The following is a 15,533-nucleotide window of genomic DNA, read 5'->3' as shown; positions in this document are numbered from 1 at the left end:
GGCAATGAAAAAAGCATATAGCTGCCTAATGATTCAATCCAATATATTGTTCGACCTGTTTGAGAGGTTTTACGACCTAATGGAGTTTTCATGGAATTGCGTCACCTGCGCTACTTCATTGCCGTCGCCGAAGAACTGCACTTCGGCCGCGCCGCCCAGGTGCTGGGCATCTCGCAACCGCCGCTGAGCCAGCAGATTCAGGCGCTGGAACAGGAAGTCGGTGCGCGATTGTTCGAGCGAACCAATCGTCGGGTCGAGCTCAGTGAGGCCGGGCGATTGTTTCTGGAAGAAGCCCGGTTGGTGCTGGCGCAGGTCGACAAGGCGGCGGATGTGGCGCGGCGGGCGCAGTTGGGTGAGCTGGGGGAGTTGAAGATCGGATTCACTTCATCGGCGCCATTCAACTCGACCATTCCCCAGGCGATTTTTTCATTCCGCCAGCGGTTCCCGGCGGTGCACCTGAACCTGCGGGAAATGAGCAGCACCCAGGTCGCCGAGGCGCTGGTGGACGAGTCGATCGAGGTCGGGATCATGCGGCCGTTGGGTTTGCCGGATTCGCTCAGCGTGGTGGAGTTGATGCGCGAGCCGCTGGTGGCCGTGCTCAGTTCGAAGCATCCGCTGGTGCAGGACAGTGAAGAGGGATTATTCCTGTCAGCATTGGCCCTCGAACCGTTCGTATTTTTCCCACGCAGTTACGGCAGTGGTCTGTACGCACAATTGCTCAGCCTGGCGCGGGACGCCGGTTTCAGCCCGCACTTCGCGCAAGAGGCGGGTGAGGCGATGACCATTATCGGGTTGGTGGCTGCGGGGCTCGGCGTGTCGGTGCTGCCGGCGTCTTATCAGCGGATGCGGATTGATGGCGTTGTGTACCGACCCCTGCTCGACCCTGCAGCGGTTTCGGCGGTGTGGCTGGTGCAGCGCAAGGATCAGAAATCCCCCATGGCCAAGGCGTTTGTGGACCTGCTGACACTCAAGGTCGAACCCCTCAAGTCATGAACGACACAAACCTGTAGGAGCCGGCTTGCTGGCGATCGCGGATTGTCAGTTGGCATCGATGTCGACTGATCCACCGCTATCGCCAGCAAGCCGGCTCCTACAGGTTTTGCATTTTTTCAGTAGTAGTTGTGGGACGTTTCCTAAGACATCTCTAACGAGCTGAATGACCCCACAACATCGTCACACCCCTAAACCTGTAGGAGCCGGCTTGCCGGCGATAGCGGACTATCAGGCGACATCGATGTTGAATGATCCACCGCTATCGCCAGCAAGCCGGCTCCTACAGGTTTTGCATTCTTTCTGTAGCAGTTGTGGGACGTTTCCTAAGACGTCTCTAACGAGCTGAATGACCCCACAACGTCGTCACACCCGCAAACCTGTAGGAGCCGGCAAGCCGGCTCCTACAAGGGATTGCGTTACGACCAGCGCTTGAAGATCAGCGAGGTGTTGACGCCGCCAAACGCAAAATTGTTATTCATCACATACTGATTGCTCATCTGCCGAAACTCGCCGCGCAGGTAATCGAGCTTGCCGCAGTGCGGATCGACCTCATCGAGGTTGAAGGTGTGCGCGTACAAATCGCGGTTCATCATTTCGATGCTGAACCAGGATTCCAGTGCACCGCAGGCGCCGAGGGTGTGGCCGAGGAAGCTCTTCTGTGAACTGATCGGCATGTGTTCGCCGAACAGGCTGCTGGTCGCCAGTGTTTCAGCGATGTCGCCCTGTTCGGTCGCGGTGCCGTGACCGTTGACGTAGCCGATGTCCGATGGCTGCAAACCGGCATCTTCCAGGGCCAGCTCCATCGCGCGGCGCATGGTGGCCTGCTCTGGACGGGTAGTGTGCTGGCCGTCGGCGTTGCTGCCGAAGCCGACGAGTTCGGCGTGAATGTGTGCGCCGCGTGCCAGCGCGTGTTCGAGCTCTTCCAGCACCAGCATGCCGCCGCCTTCACCGATCACCAGGCCATCGCGAGCGCTGTCGTAAGGGCGTGGCGACGTCTGCGGCGCGTCGTTTTTCAGGCTGGTGGCGTAGAGCGCGTCGAAGACCATGGCTTCGGTGGGGCACAGCTCTTCGGCGCCGCCGGCGAGCATCAAGGGCAAGCGGCCGAACTTGATCGATTCGTAGGCGTAACCGATGCCCTGACTGCCGCTGGTGCAAGCACTGGAAGTCGGGATCAGTCGGCCGGTGAGGCCGAAAAAGATGCTGATGTTGGCCGCCGTGGTGTGCGGCATCATGCGCACGTAGGAGTTGGCGTTCAGGCCTTCGGCCACCGAGTTGAGCAGCATGTTGCCGAATGCCTTGATTTCGTCGGTGCTGCCGGTGGACGAGCCGCACGCGACGCCCATGCGCCCGTCCTTGATCGAAGGGTCACCCAGCAAACCGGCATCGGCCAACGCCTGTTCCGCCGCGCCGACGGCCAGGCGCGAGACGCGGCCCATGCTGCGCAGTTGCTTGCGGGTCCAGTGGCTCGGCACTTTGAAATCATCAATGGGCCCGGCCAGGCGCGTGTTGAGCTCGGTGAAACGGTCCCACTCGTCCATGCGGCGGATGCCGCTGCGGTTGGCTGCGAAGTTGCCGGCGATGGTTTCCCAGTCGCTGCCCAGTGAGGTGATGCCGGCCATGCCGGTGACGACGACGCGCTTCATCAGCACAGGCCTCCGTTGACGGCCAGAACCTGCCGGGTGATGTACGACGCTTCCGCCGACATCAGGAAATTCACCGCGCCGGCCACCTCTTCCGGGGTGCCCATGCGCTGTGCGGGAATCATTTTCATCAGTTCTTCCACTGGCACGTTTTCGTCGAGCATGGCGGTGTCGATCAGGCCGGGTGCGACACAATTGACGGTGATTTTGCGCTTGCCCAGTTCAATCGCCAACGCTTTTGCCGCGCCGATCAAACCGGCCTTGGAGGCACTGTAATTTACCTGCCCGCGATTGCCGATCAAACCGGAAACCGAGGTGATGCAAACGATTCGCCCGGCGGCGCGACGACGGATCATCGGCATCATCACCGGGTGCAGCACGTTGTAGAAACCGTCGAGGTTGGTGCGCATCACCACATCCCAATCATCCTCGCTCAGCGCCGGAAAAGCACCGTCACGCGTCAGGCCGGCGTTGAGCACCACGCCGTAATAGGCGCCATGGCTTTCCACGTCGGCTTCGAGAATGGCTTTGCAACTGGCGCGGTCAGACACGTCGAATTGCAGGATGCGTGCGTTGCGGCCCAAGGCTTCGATTTCGGCCTTCACCCCTTCGGCGTCAACCAGGCCGCTGCGGCAATGCAGCACGATGTCATGCCCGGCCTGAGCCAGACGCAACGCGATAGCGCGGCCGATGCCACGGCTGGAACCGGTGACCAGTACGGATTCAGTCATGCCTGCGTTCCTTGTGAAAAGCCTTGTGAAGAGCTTTGTGGGGTTTCATGAAGATATTGAGCAGCTTGCGGCGGGCGAAACACGTTCAGACGGGCGGTAGCGTGAATGCCGGGGGCGTTGATGTGGCATTCGAACACGCCCATGCCGTTGTCGTCTTCCAGCGAACGCAGCCCATGGATAGTCAGCTCGGTGCCGGCGGGAAAGTGGTCGACATTGCATTCGAATTTGCGGGTGCCGAGCAGGAAGCCCAGCTCCACCGCATCGCCTCGCTGGCGCGCATGGCAGCCGGCGAAGGCGGCGACGCTCTGGGCCATCAGTTCGATGCCGACCCACGCCGGCAGGCTGCCGTCGGGACGGTTGAACAGGCCATCGGGCTTGACGGTGAGGCGGGTGTGGATCTGCTCGTCATCGAACGCGAGGATCTGATCGATGAGGATCATGTCGCCAGCGTGCGGCAGCAGTTCGGCGAGCGGCCAGTCAATCATGGGGCGTCTCCGATAATCAGGCTGACGTTATTGCCACCGAAGGCAAAGGAGTTGCTCATCAGGTAGCGAGGTGCAATGGACGCCAGGCGATCGGCCGGGGTCACCCAATTCAGGGCTGGCAATTGCGGGTCAGGCTGGCCGTCCCAGACATGTGGCGGCAACGTGTGTGTTTGGTTGTCAGCGCTCAGGCTCAGCCAGCAGAACGCCGCTTCCAGCGCGCCGGCCGCGCCGAGGGTGTGACCGGTCATCGGTTTGGTCGAAGAACACGGCACGCCGGCCGGGAACAAGGCCGACACCGCGAGGCTTTCCATCGCGTCATTGTGTTGCGTGGCGGTGCCGTGCAGGTTCAGGTAGCCGATCTGTTCGGGTTGCAGGTTTGCGCGGCCCAGGGCCTTGCGCATCGCTTGCAGGGCGCCACGGCCGGTCGGTTCCGGCGCGGAAATGTGGTGCGCATCTGAGCTGGCGCCACTGCCGAGCAGTGCAATCGATTGTTTATCGCCAGCCACTTTGGTCATCAGGAAGAGTACCGCCGCTTCACCGATGTTGATGCCGTTGCGGTTGACCGAGAACGGATTGCAACGTTGTTCGGACACCGCCTCCAACGCCGAGAAGCCGTTGAGGGTCAGTTTGCACAAACTGTCGACGCCGCCGCACAACACCGCGTCGCACAGGCCCAGGTCCAGCAGGCGCTGGGCACTCATCAGCGCCCGGGCGCTGGAGGTGCAGGCGGTGGAAATCACATAGGCCGGGCCGCTGAGTTGCAGCCAGTCGGCAAGGAAATTCGCCGGCGCGCCGAGTTCCTGTTGCTGATAGTCGTAATAGTCCGGGAACTGATGTTCGCGGATGTAATGGGCCAGGCCGCGACTGGCTTCATCGATGCCGGACGTGCTGGTGCCGAGGATCACGCCGATGCGGTCGCGGCCGTAGGTCTGGATCGCCTGATCGATATCGCCGCGGATTTGCAGCGCCGCTTCCAGCAACAACTGATTGTTGCGGGTGCTTTGCTTTACCAGTTCCGCCGGGATCGGCGCCAGATCACCGCGCACTGCGGCCACCGGCAACGAACGTTCCGGCACCCAGCCAGACTCGCTGCGCATGCCGGAGCAATCGCCGGCAAACAGGTTGCGCGCGACTTCGTGCTTGTCGCGGCCCAGGGCGCAGATCACCCCGAGGGCGTTGAGGTAGGCGGTCATGGTGTCTCACCGGACAGGGGCGTGACTTGGTACGTCGGACCTTTGGGCAGGTTCAATTCAAAGCTCATCGGTTGTGAATAACGGACTTCCCAGTACTCGGGCAGGGAGCGTTGTGCGCCATGCTGCCAGGCCGTTGGGTAGTTGCCGCGCAATTCATCCTTGGGCGTCAGCGCAAACACCAACGCCGCGAACAGCTCACGGGCTTCCGGGTTGGGCGGCAACAGGCCGTCTGCTTGCCATTGACCGTCGATCAGTTTTTGACGCGCCTGTGGAATGCCCAGCAGGTCCATCATCGACCAGCGAATGCCCGGGCCTTCACGCGCAATCACCAGTACCCAGTCCTGACGCTGGCCGTCCGCCAGACGCTGGATGTGCAATTGCTGCGGCAACGGCAGACTCGGGGTTTGCTCGGGCAGCGGTGCCTTGCTGGCGCAGGCGCTGATCAGCAGGACCGCGCCAATGAGCAAAAATCTCAACACCGCCGCATACCCTGTGGGAGTGAGCCTGCTCGCGATGGCGGCCATACAGTCGACATTTATGCTGACTGACACACCGCTATCGCGAGCAGGTCGAATCGTCGCACCGTCACTCCTACAGTTTTGAGTTGCACTAGACATCACACAGCACCTTCAAGCGGTTTGCGCGCCACCACATTGACCAGGGTTTCTTCCCGTTGGCCGAAGGGTTTTGGCTGGCGCAGACCCCAGCGTTCAAGCAGGCCGAAATCCTTGGCGCGACTCCACCACAAGTAAGGATATGACACGTTGTGCGGGGCAAATTCGAAACCCTGGCGACGAATCATTTCAAGGTACCCGGCGGCGCTCTTCTGCACGTGCATCGGATGGCGGAACAACCAGCGGATCACCCAGGTATCAATGTAAGCCTCGGTGGATTCGGCGAACAGCAGATAACCACCGGGCTTGAGCACACGGTAGAACTCGGCGAGCGCTTTGTCCTGTTCCACCAGATGATGGAAGGTCTGGTGACAGAACAACAGGTCGACGCTGGCATCCGGCACGGCCAGCGTGGCGCAGTCGCTGCCGATCAACTCCACGTCCATGCCCTGACGGGTGGCTTCTGCACCGCTCAGGTCGAGGCTGTGCGGGTCGGCGTCTACACCGATCAGGCGCTGTGGCGCAAAGGTCTGGCGCAGGTACTGGAACGACTTGCCCTGGCCGCAACCGGCATCCAGCAACACCGGATGGGCGGGCAACGGTTCGCTGAACAGGCTGCGCAGGTCATTGATCGCCACACGCAGCACATGGTGCTGCCAGGTGTGGCTACGCAGGAACCAGAACCCGAAGCGTGTCTCCTCGACGTAGTTGTCGCTCAAGTAGCTCATGTGGCATCCCTTGCACAGAGTTCCGACAGCATCCGCAGCCGGCGTTTCGGTTCGGCGACGAACGGATTGCGTTCATCCCAGGCGTAACCGGCGAGGATCGAACTGATCATGCGGCGGATGTCCGGCGAGCTGTCCGGATGGAAAATCACGTCCTGGAACGTCCCGGCATACCAGCCTTCAACGTAGCAGCGGAAGGTGTCGACGCCGCGCTTGAGCGGTGTGGCGAACTCGGTTTGCCAGTCGACACGTTCACCTTGCAGTTGGCGATGCAGAACACCGGCGGCCATGCTCGCCGAACGCATGGCGATGGTCACGCCGGAGGAGAACACCGGGTCAAGAAACTCCGCCGCGTTGCCCAGCAGCGCAAAACCCGGGCCGTGCAGGGTTTTGACGTTGGCCGAGTAGCCGCCGATGGTGCGCGCCGGCGTATCCCACACCGCGTTGTTCAACACGCCGGAGAGGCTTGGCGTCTCGGCAATGAAACCGCGCAGGCAATCGTCCAGATTATCGGCACGACCGGCAAAATGCTCCGCCGCCGCGACCACGCCCACCGAGCAGCGGCCGTTGCTGAACGGGATGGTCCAGAACCAGACATCGCGTTTGGTTGGATGCGTGGTGACGAGGATTTTCGTGCGGTCGAAACCCGGGTGGTCGATGTGGTCTTCGACGTGGGTGAATACCGCCTGGCGCACCGGGAAATTCGAGGGTGCCTCAAGGTCGAGCAGGCGCGGCAGGACGCGGCCGTAGCCGCTGGCATCGAGCATGAAATCAGCCTCGACGCGGTACTCGCTGCCATCCTCGCGCTGCACGCCGAGCAGCGGTTTTTCCCGCTCGATATCGACGCTGACGATCGCTTCGCCATAGCGGATTTCCGCGCCTTGCAGCGCGGCCTGATCGGCCAGCAGTTTGTCGAAATCGGCGCGCTGGACTTGAAACGTGGTCGGCTTGCCGTTGCTGAAGGTGTCACCGAAATCGAAGGCGCTGTACTGCTCGCCCCAGGCGAACGCCGCACCGGTTTTCAGCTGGAAACCAGCCGCATTGACCGCTTCGAGCATGCCGGCTTCTTCGACGAAATCCAGGCAGTGCGACAGCAGGCTTTCGCCGATGGAGAACCGTGGGAAATGCTGGCGTTCGATCACTAACACATCGTGGCCCTTGCGCTTGAGCAGCGCGGCGGCGATGGCGCCCGATGGACCGGCGCCGATGATCACTACCTGACGACGTTCCATTTCAACGATTGGCATGGGGGCTCCTTGCCGGGACGGCAGCTTTCAAAGGGATTCGGTGCATGCCGGCCAATGCCGGCAGCAATGTCGCGATAAGACCCATCAGCATCAGCGCAAAGTACAGCGGCGGGCTGATGAGCTGTTGTTGCAGCAGCAGGTTGAGAAAGACGATCTCGCTCAAGCCGCGAATATTGAGCAGCACACTTTCGCGCCAGCGGCTGGCGCCCGCAAACGAAGCGCCGGCCCAGCCAAGTCCCAGCCAGTTGCCCAGCAGTTTGCTGGCAATCGGGAACAGCAGCAGCGCAGCCAGTTGCGCCCAGCTCAGGCTGTCCATGGCGCTGTGGACGTTGATCTGCACGATGCCGAACGTCAGGATCAACGGGATCGCGATCCAGGTCTGCAGGCGATTCATCCACGCCGCCGGCATTGGCAGCACCAGCGGCACCTTCAGCGCGGCCATGCACAACAAGTAACCGATGCCGACAATCAGCGCATTGAGCTTGTAGTGCTCGGCCACCACCAGCAACGCGAAGAAACACCCGCTGTAGAGCCGTGCCTGGCGCAAGCCGAGTACCCGCAGCAGCAAGGGCACACATGCGCAGACCAAGGGCAGCAGCAAACTGCTCAGGTGCAGGCTGCCTTGGGCGATGGCGAACACGGTCCAGCACGTGAGGTCGATGAGGATCGCGGTTTGCACCAGGCGCCGGGTCGCGGCGACCGGGTAATCGATATGCCGAAGGTACAGGTACAACACCGGAATCGCGGTAATGGCGAACAGCAGGCCGACCGCCAAAGAGCTGATCCACGGTTGTGGCGGCAGCAGCCAGATCGCTGTCGCGAGCCCGCCGGCGAACGGAATGCAGAAACTCGGCAGGGCGATTTTCAGGCTCTGGCGGTCCAGGCGCAGGTCGATCACGTCGCTGAGGATGTAGCCCAGCAATAGCGCGAAACTCAGGCTGTAGAGGTTTTTCAGCCAGATCGGAGCGACCAGCGTTGCGCCGCTCAAGTGCCATTGAGGTTCGATCCAGAAGTACATCAGCAGCGGCAAACCGACGGTGGCCAGCAACAATTGGCTGACGATCGGGATCAAACCGAAGTGGCGCCCGACACGCGTGGCCACGGCGAACAGCGCCAGGGCCATTGCCCAGAACAACACGACCATCACGCTGCCGACTCCGCGACCGTGGCCGCTTGCACGTGCCGTCCGGCCCACGGCGCGAGGATGAAGCTGAACGCCAGGCCGAGGCTCACCGACAACCCGAAGTTGCTCACCGCTGGCGTGCTGGACACGGCCAGCAATCCGAACGACAGCCATGTGGTCAACGCCGCCAGCAAGGTGCCCAGCAGGCTGACGGCGGCGCCGCCGACCTGTTCGCGCATGAGGATCGCGTAATCGACGCTGATCGCCGTCACCAGCAGCAGGCCGAACAGGCTGAACAACGTCAGCGGCTGTCCGAGCCAGCCGAGACTGGCGAGGCTGCACAGCGCCGCCAGCAACGGCAGGGCGACGATGCGCAAGGCGCCGCCAAGGCCGAACGGCAGGATCAGCACCAATACGATCAGCACGCAGGAGGCGAGTTTCAGTTCCGCAGCGCTGATCTGGGTTTTGGCGAACACGTTATTCAATTCGCCCAGACGATCCACCAGTTCCACCCCCGGCAAGTCCAGCGCCTGTACCCGCAGCAGTGCAGGGTTGTTCAGGCCTTGCAGGCTGACCATCGCCGCCACGCCGTCTTCGGTCGGGCCCAGCCATAGCGTGCGATAGGGTTCGGCCAGCGGACCGGTCAGTGCGCTGTCGATGTCTTCAACCGGCAGTGCCTGCAACTTCGCCAATTCGGTTTTCAGTGCTTCGACGGGCACGCCGACGTCGAGCAGCGGTTGCCAGAACGCCGGCAACTTGTTCAGCGCTTCGCGCACTTGCCGTTGCTCGCTGGGCTGGCTGACCAGTTGGTTCAGCGACAGATAGCCTTGAAGTTTGTTCAGATTGACCAACTGATCCAGACGCTCGCTCAACGCGGTTTGGCGTTCGAGCAATGCTTGTTGATTGGCCGCTCGCACCAGGAAGAACTGGCTGGTGGGTTGGTAGCCGGTGATGCGCGCAATAGTCTGGGCTTCGTCGGTCAATTGCTGCGGTGCGCCGACCCATTGGCGAATATCGTTTTTGGTATCGAGCTGCAACAGACCGCCCACGCAGAAGGCAATCAGCAGCACCAGCAGCACGGGCGTACGGGCGATTTTCAACAGCCTTTCGCGCAGTGCCAGCAAATACTCGGCGACGCGCAATGGCCATTGCGCCGGGCGCAAATCCGAACCCTTGAGCAGCGCAGGCAACAGGCACACCGCAGACAGGTAGGCGCCGAGCAGGCCGGCGGCGGAGAACACGGCGATCTGGGTCAGGGCCGGGAACGGGGTCCAGGCCAGCGCGAGGTAACCGATGCAACTGGTGATCAGGCTCAGCGTCAGCCCCGGCAAGGTCAGGCGCAACGCCGGCCAGCTGTGCCAGGGTTTCAGGCTCCAGCTCTTGGACAAATAGTGCAGCGGGTAATCGACCGCGACGCCGATCAGGCTGGAGCCGAGCACCAGCGTCATCACATGCATATGGCCGAACAGCGCCACGCACGCCACCGCGCCAAACAGCATGCCCACCAGCACCGGGACGAACGCCAGCAATACGCGCAAACGGCGGAAGGCCAGCAACAACAGCAACAGAATGCCGACGGTGGCACCACCGCCGACCCAGGTTATCTCGCGTGAGGCTTGCCGCTGCCCGTTGGCCGCGTAGAGCAAGCCGCTGGCGGCCAGCAGTTGCACGTCAGCCTGGGCCGCATCTTCACGGCTGTGTTTGAGCAGATCGGCCACTTGCAGCGGCAGGTTCATGTCGAAAGCATTGCCGGTGGTGCGCGCCCGCAGTAACACCCAGCTCTTGCCATCGGCATCGGCGACCAGTGCGCCGCTGCCGATGTCCAGTTGCACCGAACCGTGTTGCGGCTGGCTGTTCTGGATGCGCCCGGTCAGGCCCAGCCAGTCATCCTGGCTCGGCACCAGGCTGAAACCGGTGAATGGGTCGAACAATGCCTGCACCCGTTGCTGGATGAACGCGTCGGGATGCTCGATCAATTGCTGGCGATCCGCAGCCGAGAGCATCGCCAACCGGCCTTGCAGCAGTTGCGTGCGCAGCGCCGGCAAGTCGGCTTGCAGGGTCCACTGGACCTTTTCGAACAAACCGCTGGCCTGCCATTGCTCGCCCAGTTTCTGCGCCATGGCGACGGCTTGCTGGCGATCGGTGTGACCGACCAGCACCAGCATTTCGCGGTTCAGCGGTTCTTGCATGCGTTGTTCGGCGCGCAGTTCCAGCGCGTCCGGCGCCGTGCCCGGCACCAGTTCCATCAGGTTGGCCGACAGCGGCGCGCCGTCCCGCCATTGCCAACCGGCGAGCGCGAGCACCGCCAGCAGCAGGATCAGAAACAGCCGTGGAAGCGTACGTTCACTCGGCAAAGTCATGTTGCTCCGCGTCGCTCAACGGTTGGGTGCTGGTGCTGTCCTGCATGCGCAGCAAGGTGCTGTCACCCTGGGTTTCCAGCAGTTCGATGGTGTTCACCAATTCGCCGCCGGTGATGTTGATCTGATTGAACACCTGCTTGAGCAGCAGCGAGCGCGGGGTCAGCGTCAGTTTCCAGTTCTGCGCCTCACCGCTCAGCGACAGTTCGAAGTCCCGTTGCAGCCCGCTGCTGTCGCCTTGCAGCACGGCGAGGAACAAGCGGTTCTGCTCGGCGCCGGCACTCTTGCCGGGCAGCATTTGCCAGCCGCTGGCGTCACGTCGCGCAATGCCTTTGCCGGTGATGCGGTAATCCTGTTGCAGCGGCGTTTTCAGCAACCACAGCAGGCCGTGGTTTTTTGCGAGAACGAAGGTGCCTTTGCTGGTCAGCGGCTGGGGCAGGGCGCGCAGGTGTTTTTCCTGGATGAAGTGGCCGTGGATCACATCGGGTTTGGCCAGTTGATCGCTGAGCTGTTGCAGATCGAAGGCATGGGCCAGGCCTGGAATGCCCAGCAACAGGCACAACACTGTAGGAGCGAGCTTGCTCGCGAAAAACCTGAGAGCGCCGCGGAGTGTCAGGTGTCCCGCGTCATCGTTAACGAGCATCGCCGGCAAGCCGGCTCCCACAGGGGAGCGGGGGTGGCAGAAAATCATGACAGGGCCCTTGCGACGGCGTCGGTGAAGATTTTGGGTGAGGCCAATTGCATCTCACGGCTGCTCATGTCGACTGCGACCTGCACCGAGACGGCGCGGGTCAAGCGTTCGCCGGTTTCCAGGTCGCTGATCAGGTAGTTGATCTTCAGCCGGTTCTCCCACTCCACCAGATTGGCGCGCACGTTCAGCTTTTGGCCAAACACGGCACCACGCACATAGCGCAATTGCAGGTCGATCACCGGCCAGGCATAGCCCGACTCGGACATGGCCGTGTAGTTGTGGCCGATTTTATCCAGCAGCGCACAACGGGCGATTTCCAGGTATTTGACGTATTGGCCGTGCCAGACCACGTTCATGCTGTCGACGTCAAAGAACGGCACGAGGATTTCCGTATCAGTGTGAAGCACTCCCTTGCTACGCATGCAGCCTCCAGTGTTGCTCGGCAATCCGTTTCAGGCACAGGCGCAATTCGCCTTCCAGCGCGCGGTCTTCGATGACCGGCGGGAAGTCCTTGGCCAGCTCTTCATGCATGGCAGCAAGGGCCGGCGGCAACGGGCGCGCGTCCTCGGCCTTGCTGCGCAGCCACACGCCTTGATTGGCGGCGAGCAGTGTGGCAGCGGCGACCTGTTCGGTCAGCTCCAGCACACGAATGGCATCGCGGGCAGCGATGGTGCCCATGCTCACCTTGTCCTGGTTGTGGCATTCGGTGGAGCGTGAAAACACGCTGGCCGGCATGGTGTTTTTCAGCGCCTCGGCGGTCCAGGCGCTGGTGCCGATCTGCACGGCTTTGAAGCCGTGGTTGAGCATCGCTCGATCTGCCGTGGCGCCGGAAAGGTTGCTCGGCAAGCCATGGTTGTAACGCTCGTCCACCAGCAACGCGAGTTGACGGTCGAGCAGGTCGGCCACGTTGGCCACCAGGTTTTTCAGGCTGTCCATGGCGAACGCGATGTGGCCGCCGTAGAAATGCCCGCCGTGCAGCACGCGCTCGGCTTCGGCATCGATGATCGGGTTGTCGTTGGCGCTGTTGAGTTCGATCTCGATGAACGAACGCAGCCAGTTCAGGCTGTCGGCCAAGACGCCGAGCACGTGCGGCGCGCAGCGCAGGGAATAGCGGTCTTGCAGGCGATGCAGCGGCGCGGTCGGCGCGTCGATCGCCAGGTCCTTGCGCAGCCACGCGGCGACCTGCATTTGCCCCGGATGCGGTTTGGTGGCGAACAGGCGCTCGTCGAAGTGCTCGGGATTGCCTTGCAGCGCGACCACGTTCAGCGCGGTGATGCGCGTTGCCAGTTGCAGCAGGTAATCGGCGCGGGCATAGGCCAGGCAAGCGAGGCCGGTCATGACGGCGGTGCCGTTCATCAGCGCGAGGGCTTCTTTGGGGCGCAGCACCAGCGGCTCCCAACCGAGTTCGCGGTGCACATCGGCGGCCTGGCGGCGTTCGCCACGGAACATCACTTCGCGCTCGCCGGACAAGGTCGCCGCGACATAGGACAGCGGCGTCAGATCACCGCTGGCGCCCACTGAACCTTCTTCCGGGATCAGCGGCAAAATGTCGTGTTCAAGGAATGCTTGCAGGCGTTCCAGCAGCTCAATGCGAACCCCCGACACGCCGTGGCACAGCGACTGCAAGCGTGCAGCCAGCACCGCGCGGGTGGCTTGGGCGTCGAGCAGTTTGCCCAGGCCGCAACCGTGGAACGTGTACAGATGACGCGGCAACGCTTCGACGTGATGCAGTGGCACCGCGACCACGCAGGAATCGCCGTAACCGGTGGTCACGCCATAAATCACGCCTTCCTTGTCCAGCAGGGAATCGAGGAATCGTGCGCCCTTGGCGATGCGCTCGCGGTACGCAGGGTCAGCCTGCAACTGCGTCGGCACCTGACGGTTGGCCAGGGCCAGCACGTCTTCGATGCGCAAAGGGAGTTCGCCGAAGGTTACCGGCTCAAGCGTTGGCGTCGTCATCGGTCTTCCAGAAAGGGTAAAAGTTGAACCATTGTTGAGGTGCTTCGAGGCAATAGTGGCCCAGGCGCTCGGCGTAGCGGGTCGCCCACTGATGAATGACCTGCTCGCGGTCGCTGCGCTTCCAGGTGATCGCATCGGCGAACGGTTCGAGGGTCAGTCGATAATCGCCGTCGGGTTTCTTCAGGCACAGCATCAGGTTGACCGGGCATTTCAACAGACCGGCCAACAACCATGGCCCCTGCGGAAACTTTGCCGGATGGCCAAGGAAATCCACAGTCACGCTGCGACCGCCGTGCAACGGCACGCGATCACCGGCAATCGCCAGCCATTCGCCGCGCTCCAGGCGCTCGTGCAGTTGCAGCATGATCACCGGGTCCAGTTCACTGACCTGAATCAACCGCAGATTGGTGGCCCCGGCCTCGCCCAGCAGACGATTGAACTGCTCGGCGTGCTTGGTGTGCACCAGCACGTTCATCGTGACCTTTTCGCCGATCTCCGCCAGCGCGCGGCAGACCTCGAGATTGCCCAGGTGTGCGCCCACCAGCAGTTGCCCGCGGCTGCCACGCAACTGATTGCGCAACAGCGCCGGGTCGACGATTTCGATTTGCTCGATGCTCAGCTTGCCGTTCCACACGTCGAGTTTGTCGAGCATCGAATCAGCGAAGGCCATGAACTGACCGAATACCCGCCAATGGGTCGGGCGCAATTCAGTGCGAGCGCTCCAGTCGGCGAGGCGTTGCTGGTATTGCCAGGCACTGCGGCGGGCGCTGCGACCGAACAGGAAAAAGTACAGAACGATGCCGTACAACAGCGGGCTCAACAGTCGGCGGCCAAGGACTTTGGCACCGAACGCAGTGAGCTTCATCAGCCAGAAACTGCCGCGCTCTTCGCGGTCGGCCCAATGCTTTTTGTCGACGTTGCTGCTCATGCTCGCCACCGCCGCCAGAGAATCACCGGCGCCCGCAGCAACATGCCGAAGAACAACCGGGTGTGCATGCTCGAAATCAGCACATTGTCGTGGAACATGCGGAAATGCGAGACGCCGTCCAGCGGGTAATGCACCTTAGTAGGCAACCACTGCATCGGCTGATTGCGCCAGGACAGGCGCACCAGAATGTCCGAGTCGAAGTCCATGCGCTTGCCGACTTTGGCCGATTCGATCACGGCGAGGGTCGGTGACAATGGATAGACGCGGAAACCGCACATGGAGTCGCGAATCTGCAACGACAAGGTGTTGATCCACACCATCACGTGCGTCAGGTAGCGGGCGTACAACCGACCTTTCGGCACACTGGCGTCGTATTGCGGATAGCCGCAGATCACTTCGCGTGGATGGGTGCGTGAGTGCTCGATGAACGTCGCGACGTCTTGCAGGTCGTGTTGACCGTCGGCGTCCACCTGCAAGGCGTGGCTGAAGCCCAGGCGTGAGGCTTCGCGCAGACCGGTCATGACAGCGCCGCCCTTGCCCTGGTTGGCGGCGAGGCGGATCAGGTAGACCATCTCGCGCTCAGCCAGGCGATCGAGCACTTTTGCGCAGGCCGGGCTGCTGGCATCGTCCACCAGAATGCACGGCAGGCCGCAGGTAATCAGGGCGTCGACCACCGTGGTGATGGCGGTTTCGTGGTTGTAGACGGGCACGACGGCGCAGGGGTTATGCATGTTGGCGTACACCTGGGAGACCGCGTTGATTCCATCGCGAGCAGGCTCGCTCCCACATTGGAATTGTGCAAAACGGCCCCTTGTGGGAGCGAGCCTGCTCGCGATTGAGTGCGCAG

Annotated in this window: 15 protein-coding genes; 1 reads left to right on the top strand and 14 read right to left on the bottom strand. The window is 62.2% G+C overall.

Going from position 1 to position 15,533, the window contains the following annotated elements:
• The first annotated feature begins 90 nt into the window (after positions 1–90).
• On the top strand, positions 91–993 hold the full coding sequence (locus KGB27_RS09725) for a LysR family transcriptional regulator (protein WP_223554173.1): 903 nt from the start codon (positions 91–93) through the stop codon (positions 991–993).
• A gap of 416 nt (positions 994–1,409) precedes the next feature.
• On the opposite strand, the gene KGB27_RS09720 is transcribed toward KGB27_RS09725, so the two are convergent.
• From KGB27_RS09720 to KGB27_RS09655, 14 genes are read right to left on the bottom strand one after another with little or no spacing between them, the layout of a single operon-like run.
• Positions 1,410–2,636, bottom strand: a complete 1,227-nt coding sequence (locus tag KGB27_RS09720) for a beta-ketoacyl-ACP synthase (protein ID WP_008039910.1) — start codon at positions 2,634–2,636, stop codon at positions 1,410–1,412.
• Positions 2,636–3,364, bottom strand: a complete 729-nt coding sequence (gene fabG / locus KGB27_RS09715; RefSeq protein ID WP_008039909.1) for a 3-oxoacyl-ACP reductase FabG — start codon at positions 3,362–3,364, stop codon at positions 2,636–2,638. Before fabG ends, KGB27_RS09720 begins: the two co-directional genes overlap by 1 nt.
• Positions 3,361–3,849: a hotdog family protein gene (locus tag KGB27_RS09710; protein ID WP_008039908.1), complete on the bottom strand. Its 489-nt coding sequence runs from the start codon at positions 3,847–3,849 to the stop codon at positions 3,361–3,363. Before KGB27_RS09710 ends, fabG begins: the two co-directional genes overlap by 4 nt.
• Positions 3,846–5,042, bottom strand: coding sequence for a beta-ketoacyl-[acyl-carrier-protein] synthase family protein (locus KGB27_RS09705; RefSeq protein WP_223554170.1), 1,197 nt, complete (start codon positions 5,040–5,042; stop codon positions 3,846–3,848). The genes KGB27_RS09710 and KGB27_RS09705 overlap by 4 nt, the downstream gene beginning before the upstream one ends.
• Complete coding sequence (locus KGB27_RS09700) at positions 5,039–5,659, bottom strand: hypothetical protein (RefSeq protein ID WP_223554168.1); 621 nt, start codon at positions 5,657–5,659, stop codon at positions 5,039–5,041. Before KGB27_RS09700 ends, KGB27_RS09705 begins: the two co-directional genes overlap by 4 nt.
• Positions 5,659–6,384 (bottom strand): class I SAM-dependent methyltransferase, encoded by a 726-nt coding sequence (locus KGB27_RS09695; RefSeq protein ID WP_223554166.1) that lies wholly within the window; start codon positions 6,382–6,384, stop codon positions 5,659–5,661. The genes KGB27_RS09700 and KGB27_RS09695 overlap by 1 nt, the downstream gene beginning before the upstream one ends.
• A complete protein-coding gene (locus KGB27_RS09690) occupies positions 6,381–7,628 on the bottom strand; it encodes an NAD(P)/FAD-dependent oxidoreductase (protein WP_192226876.1) in 1,248 nt (415 codons plus the stop codon). Before KGB27_RS09690 ends, KGB27_RS09695 begins: the two co-directional genes overlap by 4 nt.
• Complete coding sequence (locus tag KGB27_RS09685) at positions 7,615–8,772, bottom strand: sodium:proton antiporter (RefSeq protein ID WP_223554210.1); 1,158 nt, start codon at positions 8,770–8,772, stop codon at positions 7,615–7,617. The genes KGB27_RS09690 and KGB27_RS09685 overlap by 14 nt, the downstream gene beginning before the upstream one ends.
• Positions 8,772–11,111, bottom strand: a complete 2,340-nt coding sequence (locus KGB27_RS09680; protein ID WP_223554164.1) for an MMPL family transporter — start codon at positions 11,109–11,111, stop codon at positions 8,772–8,774. The genes KGB27_RS09685 and KGB27_RS09680 overlap by 1 nt, the downstream gene beginning before the upstream one ends.
• A complete protein-coding gene (locus KGB27_RS09675) occupies positions 11,095–11,799 on the bottom strand; it encodes an outer membrane lipoprotein carrier protein LolA (protein ID WP_207284693.1) in 705 nt (234 codons plus the stop codon). The genes KGB27_RS09680 and KGB27_RS09675 overlap by 17 nt, the downstream gene beginning before the upstream one ends.
• The gene (locus KGB27_RS09670) at positions 11,796–12,221 is read right to left on the bottom strand and encodes an acyl-CoA thioesterase (RefSeq protein ID WP_223554162.1); all 426 of its coding nucleotides are present in this window, start codon (positions 12,219–12,221) and stop codon (positions 11,796–11,798) included. Before KGB27_RS09670 ends, KGB27_RS09675 begins: the two co-directional genes overlap by 4 nt.
• Entirely contained in the window at positions 12,214–13,758 is a 1,545-nt protein-coding gene (gene hutH, locus KGB27_RS09665; RefSeq protein ID WP_008039899.1) for a histidine ammonia-lyase, read from the bottom strand. The genes KGB27_RS09670 and hutH overlap by 8 nt, the downstream gene beginning before the upstream one ends.
• Entirely contained in the window at positions 13,739–14,686 is a 948-nt protein-coding gene (locus KGB27_RS09660) for a glycosyl transferase (protein WP_192226881.1), read from the bottom strand. The genes hutH and KGB27_RS09660 overlap by 20 nt, the downstream gene beginning before the upstream one ends.
• A complete protein-coding gene (locus KGB27_RS09655; RefSeq protein WP_008025129.1) occupies positions 14,683–15,417 on the bottom strand; it encodes a glycosyltransferase family 2 protein in 735 nt (244 codons plus the stop codon). The genes KGB27_RS09660 and KGB27_RS09655 overlap by 4 nt, the downstream gene beginning before the upstream one ends.
• Between the last annotated feature and the right edge of the window lie 116 nt (positions 15,418–15,533).

The sequence above is a fragment of the Pseudomonas sp. BF-R-01 genome (assembly GCF_019946615.1).
GTDB lineage: Bacteria > Pseudomonadota > Gammaproteobacteria > Pseudomonadales > Pseudomonadaceae > Aquipseudomonas > Aquipseudomonas migulae.
This window is presented reverse-complemented; position numbering and strand designations above follow the sequence as displayed.

Bases quoted from the DNA above. Each gene is read 5' to 3' on its own strand.
- KGB27_RS09680 (WP_223554164.1), bottom strand. From the start codon at position 11,111: ATGACTTTGCCGAGTGAACGTACGCTTCCACGGCTGTTTCTGATCCTG.
- KGB27_RS09705 (WP_223554170.1), bottom strand. From the start codon at position 5,042: ATGACCGCCTACCTCAACGCCCTCGGGGTGATCTGCGCCCTGGGCCGC.
- KGB27_RS09675 (WP_207284693.1), bottom strand. From the start codon at position 11,799: ATGATTTTCTGCCACCCCCGCTCCCCTGTGGGAGCCGGCTTGCCGGCG.
- KGB27_RS09710 (WP_008039908.1), bottom strand. From the start codon at position 3,849: ATGATTGACTGGCCGCTCGCCGAACTGCTGCCGCACGCTGGCGACATG.
- KGB27_RS09655 (WP_008025129.1), bottom strand. From the start codon at position 15,417: ATGCATAACCCCTGCGCCGTCGTGCCCGTCTACAACCACGAAACCGCC.
- KGB27_RS09685 (WP_223554210.1), bottom strand. From the start codon at position 8,772: ATGGTCGTGTTGTTCTGGGCAATGGCCCTGGCGCTGTTCGCCGTGGCC.
- KGB27_RS09725 (WP_223554173.1), top strand. From the start codon at position 91: ATGGAATTGCGTCACCTGCGCTACTTCATTGCCGTCGCCGAAGAACTG.
- KGB27_RS09720 (WP_008039910.1), bottom strand. From the start codon at position 2,636: ATGAAGCGCGTCGTCGTCACCGGCATGGCCGGCATCACCTCACTGGGC.
- KGB27_RS09690 (WP_192226876.1), bottom strand. From the start codon at position 7,628: ATGCCAATCGTTGAAATGGAACGTCGTCAGGTAGTGATCATCGGCGCC.
- KGB27_RS09695 (WP_223554166.1), bottom strand. From the start codon at position 6,384: ATGAGCTACTTGAGCGACAACTACGTCGAGGAGACACGCTTCGGGTTC.
- KGB27_RS09670 (WP_223554162.1), bottom strand. From the start codon at position 12,221: ATGCGTAGCAAGGGAGTGCTTCACACTGATACGGAAATCCTCGTGCCG.
- KGB27_RS09660 (WP_192226881.1), bottom strand. From the start codon at position 14,686: ATGAGCAGCAACGTCGACAAAAAGCATTGGGCCGACCGCGAAGAGCGC.
- hutH (WP_008039899.1), bottom strand. From the start codon at position 13,758: ATGACGACGCCAACGCTTGAGCCGGTAACCTTCGGCGAACTCCCTTTG.
- KGB27_RS09700 (WP_223554168.1), bottom strand. From the start codon at position 5,659: ATGTCTAGTGCAACTCAAAACTGTAGGAGTGACGGTGCGACGATTCGA.
- fabG (WP_008039909.1), bottom strand. From the start codon at position 3,364: ATGACTGAATCCGTACTGGTCACCGGTTCCAGCCGTGGCATCGGCCGC.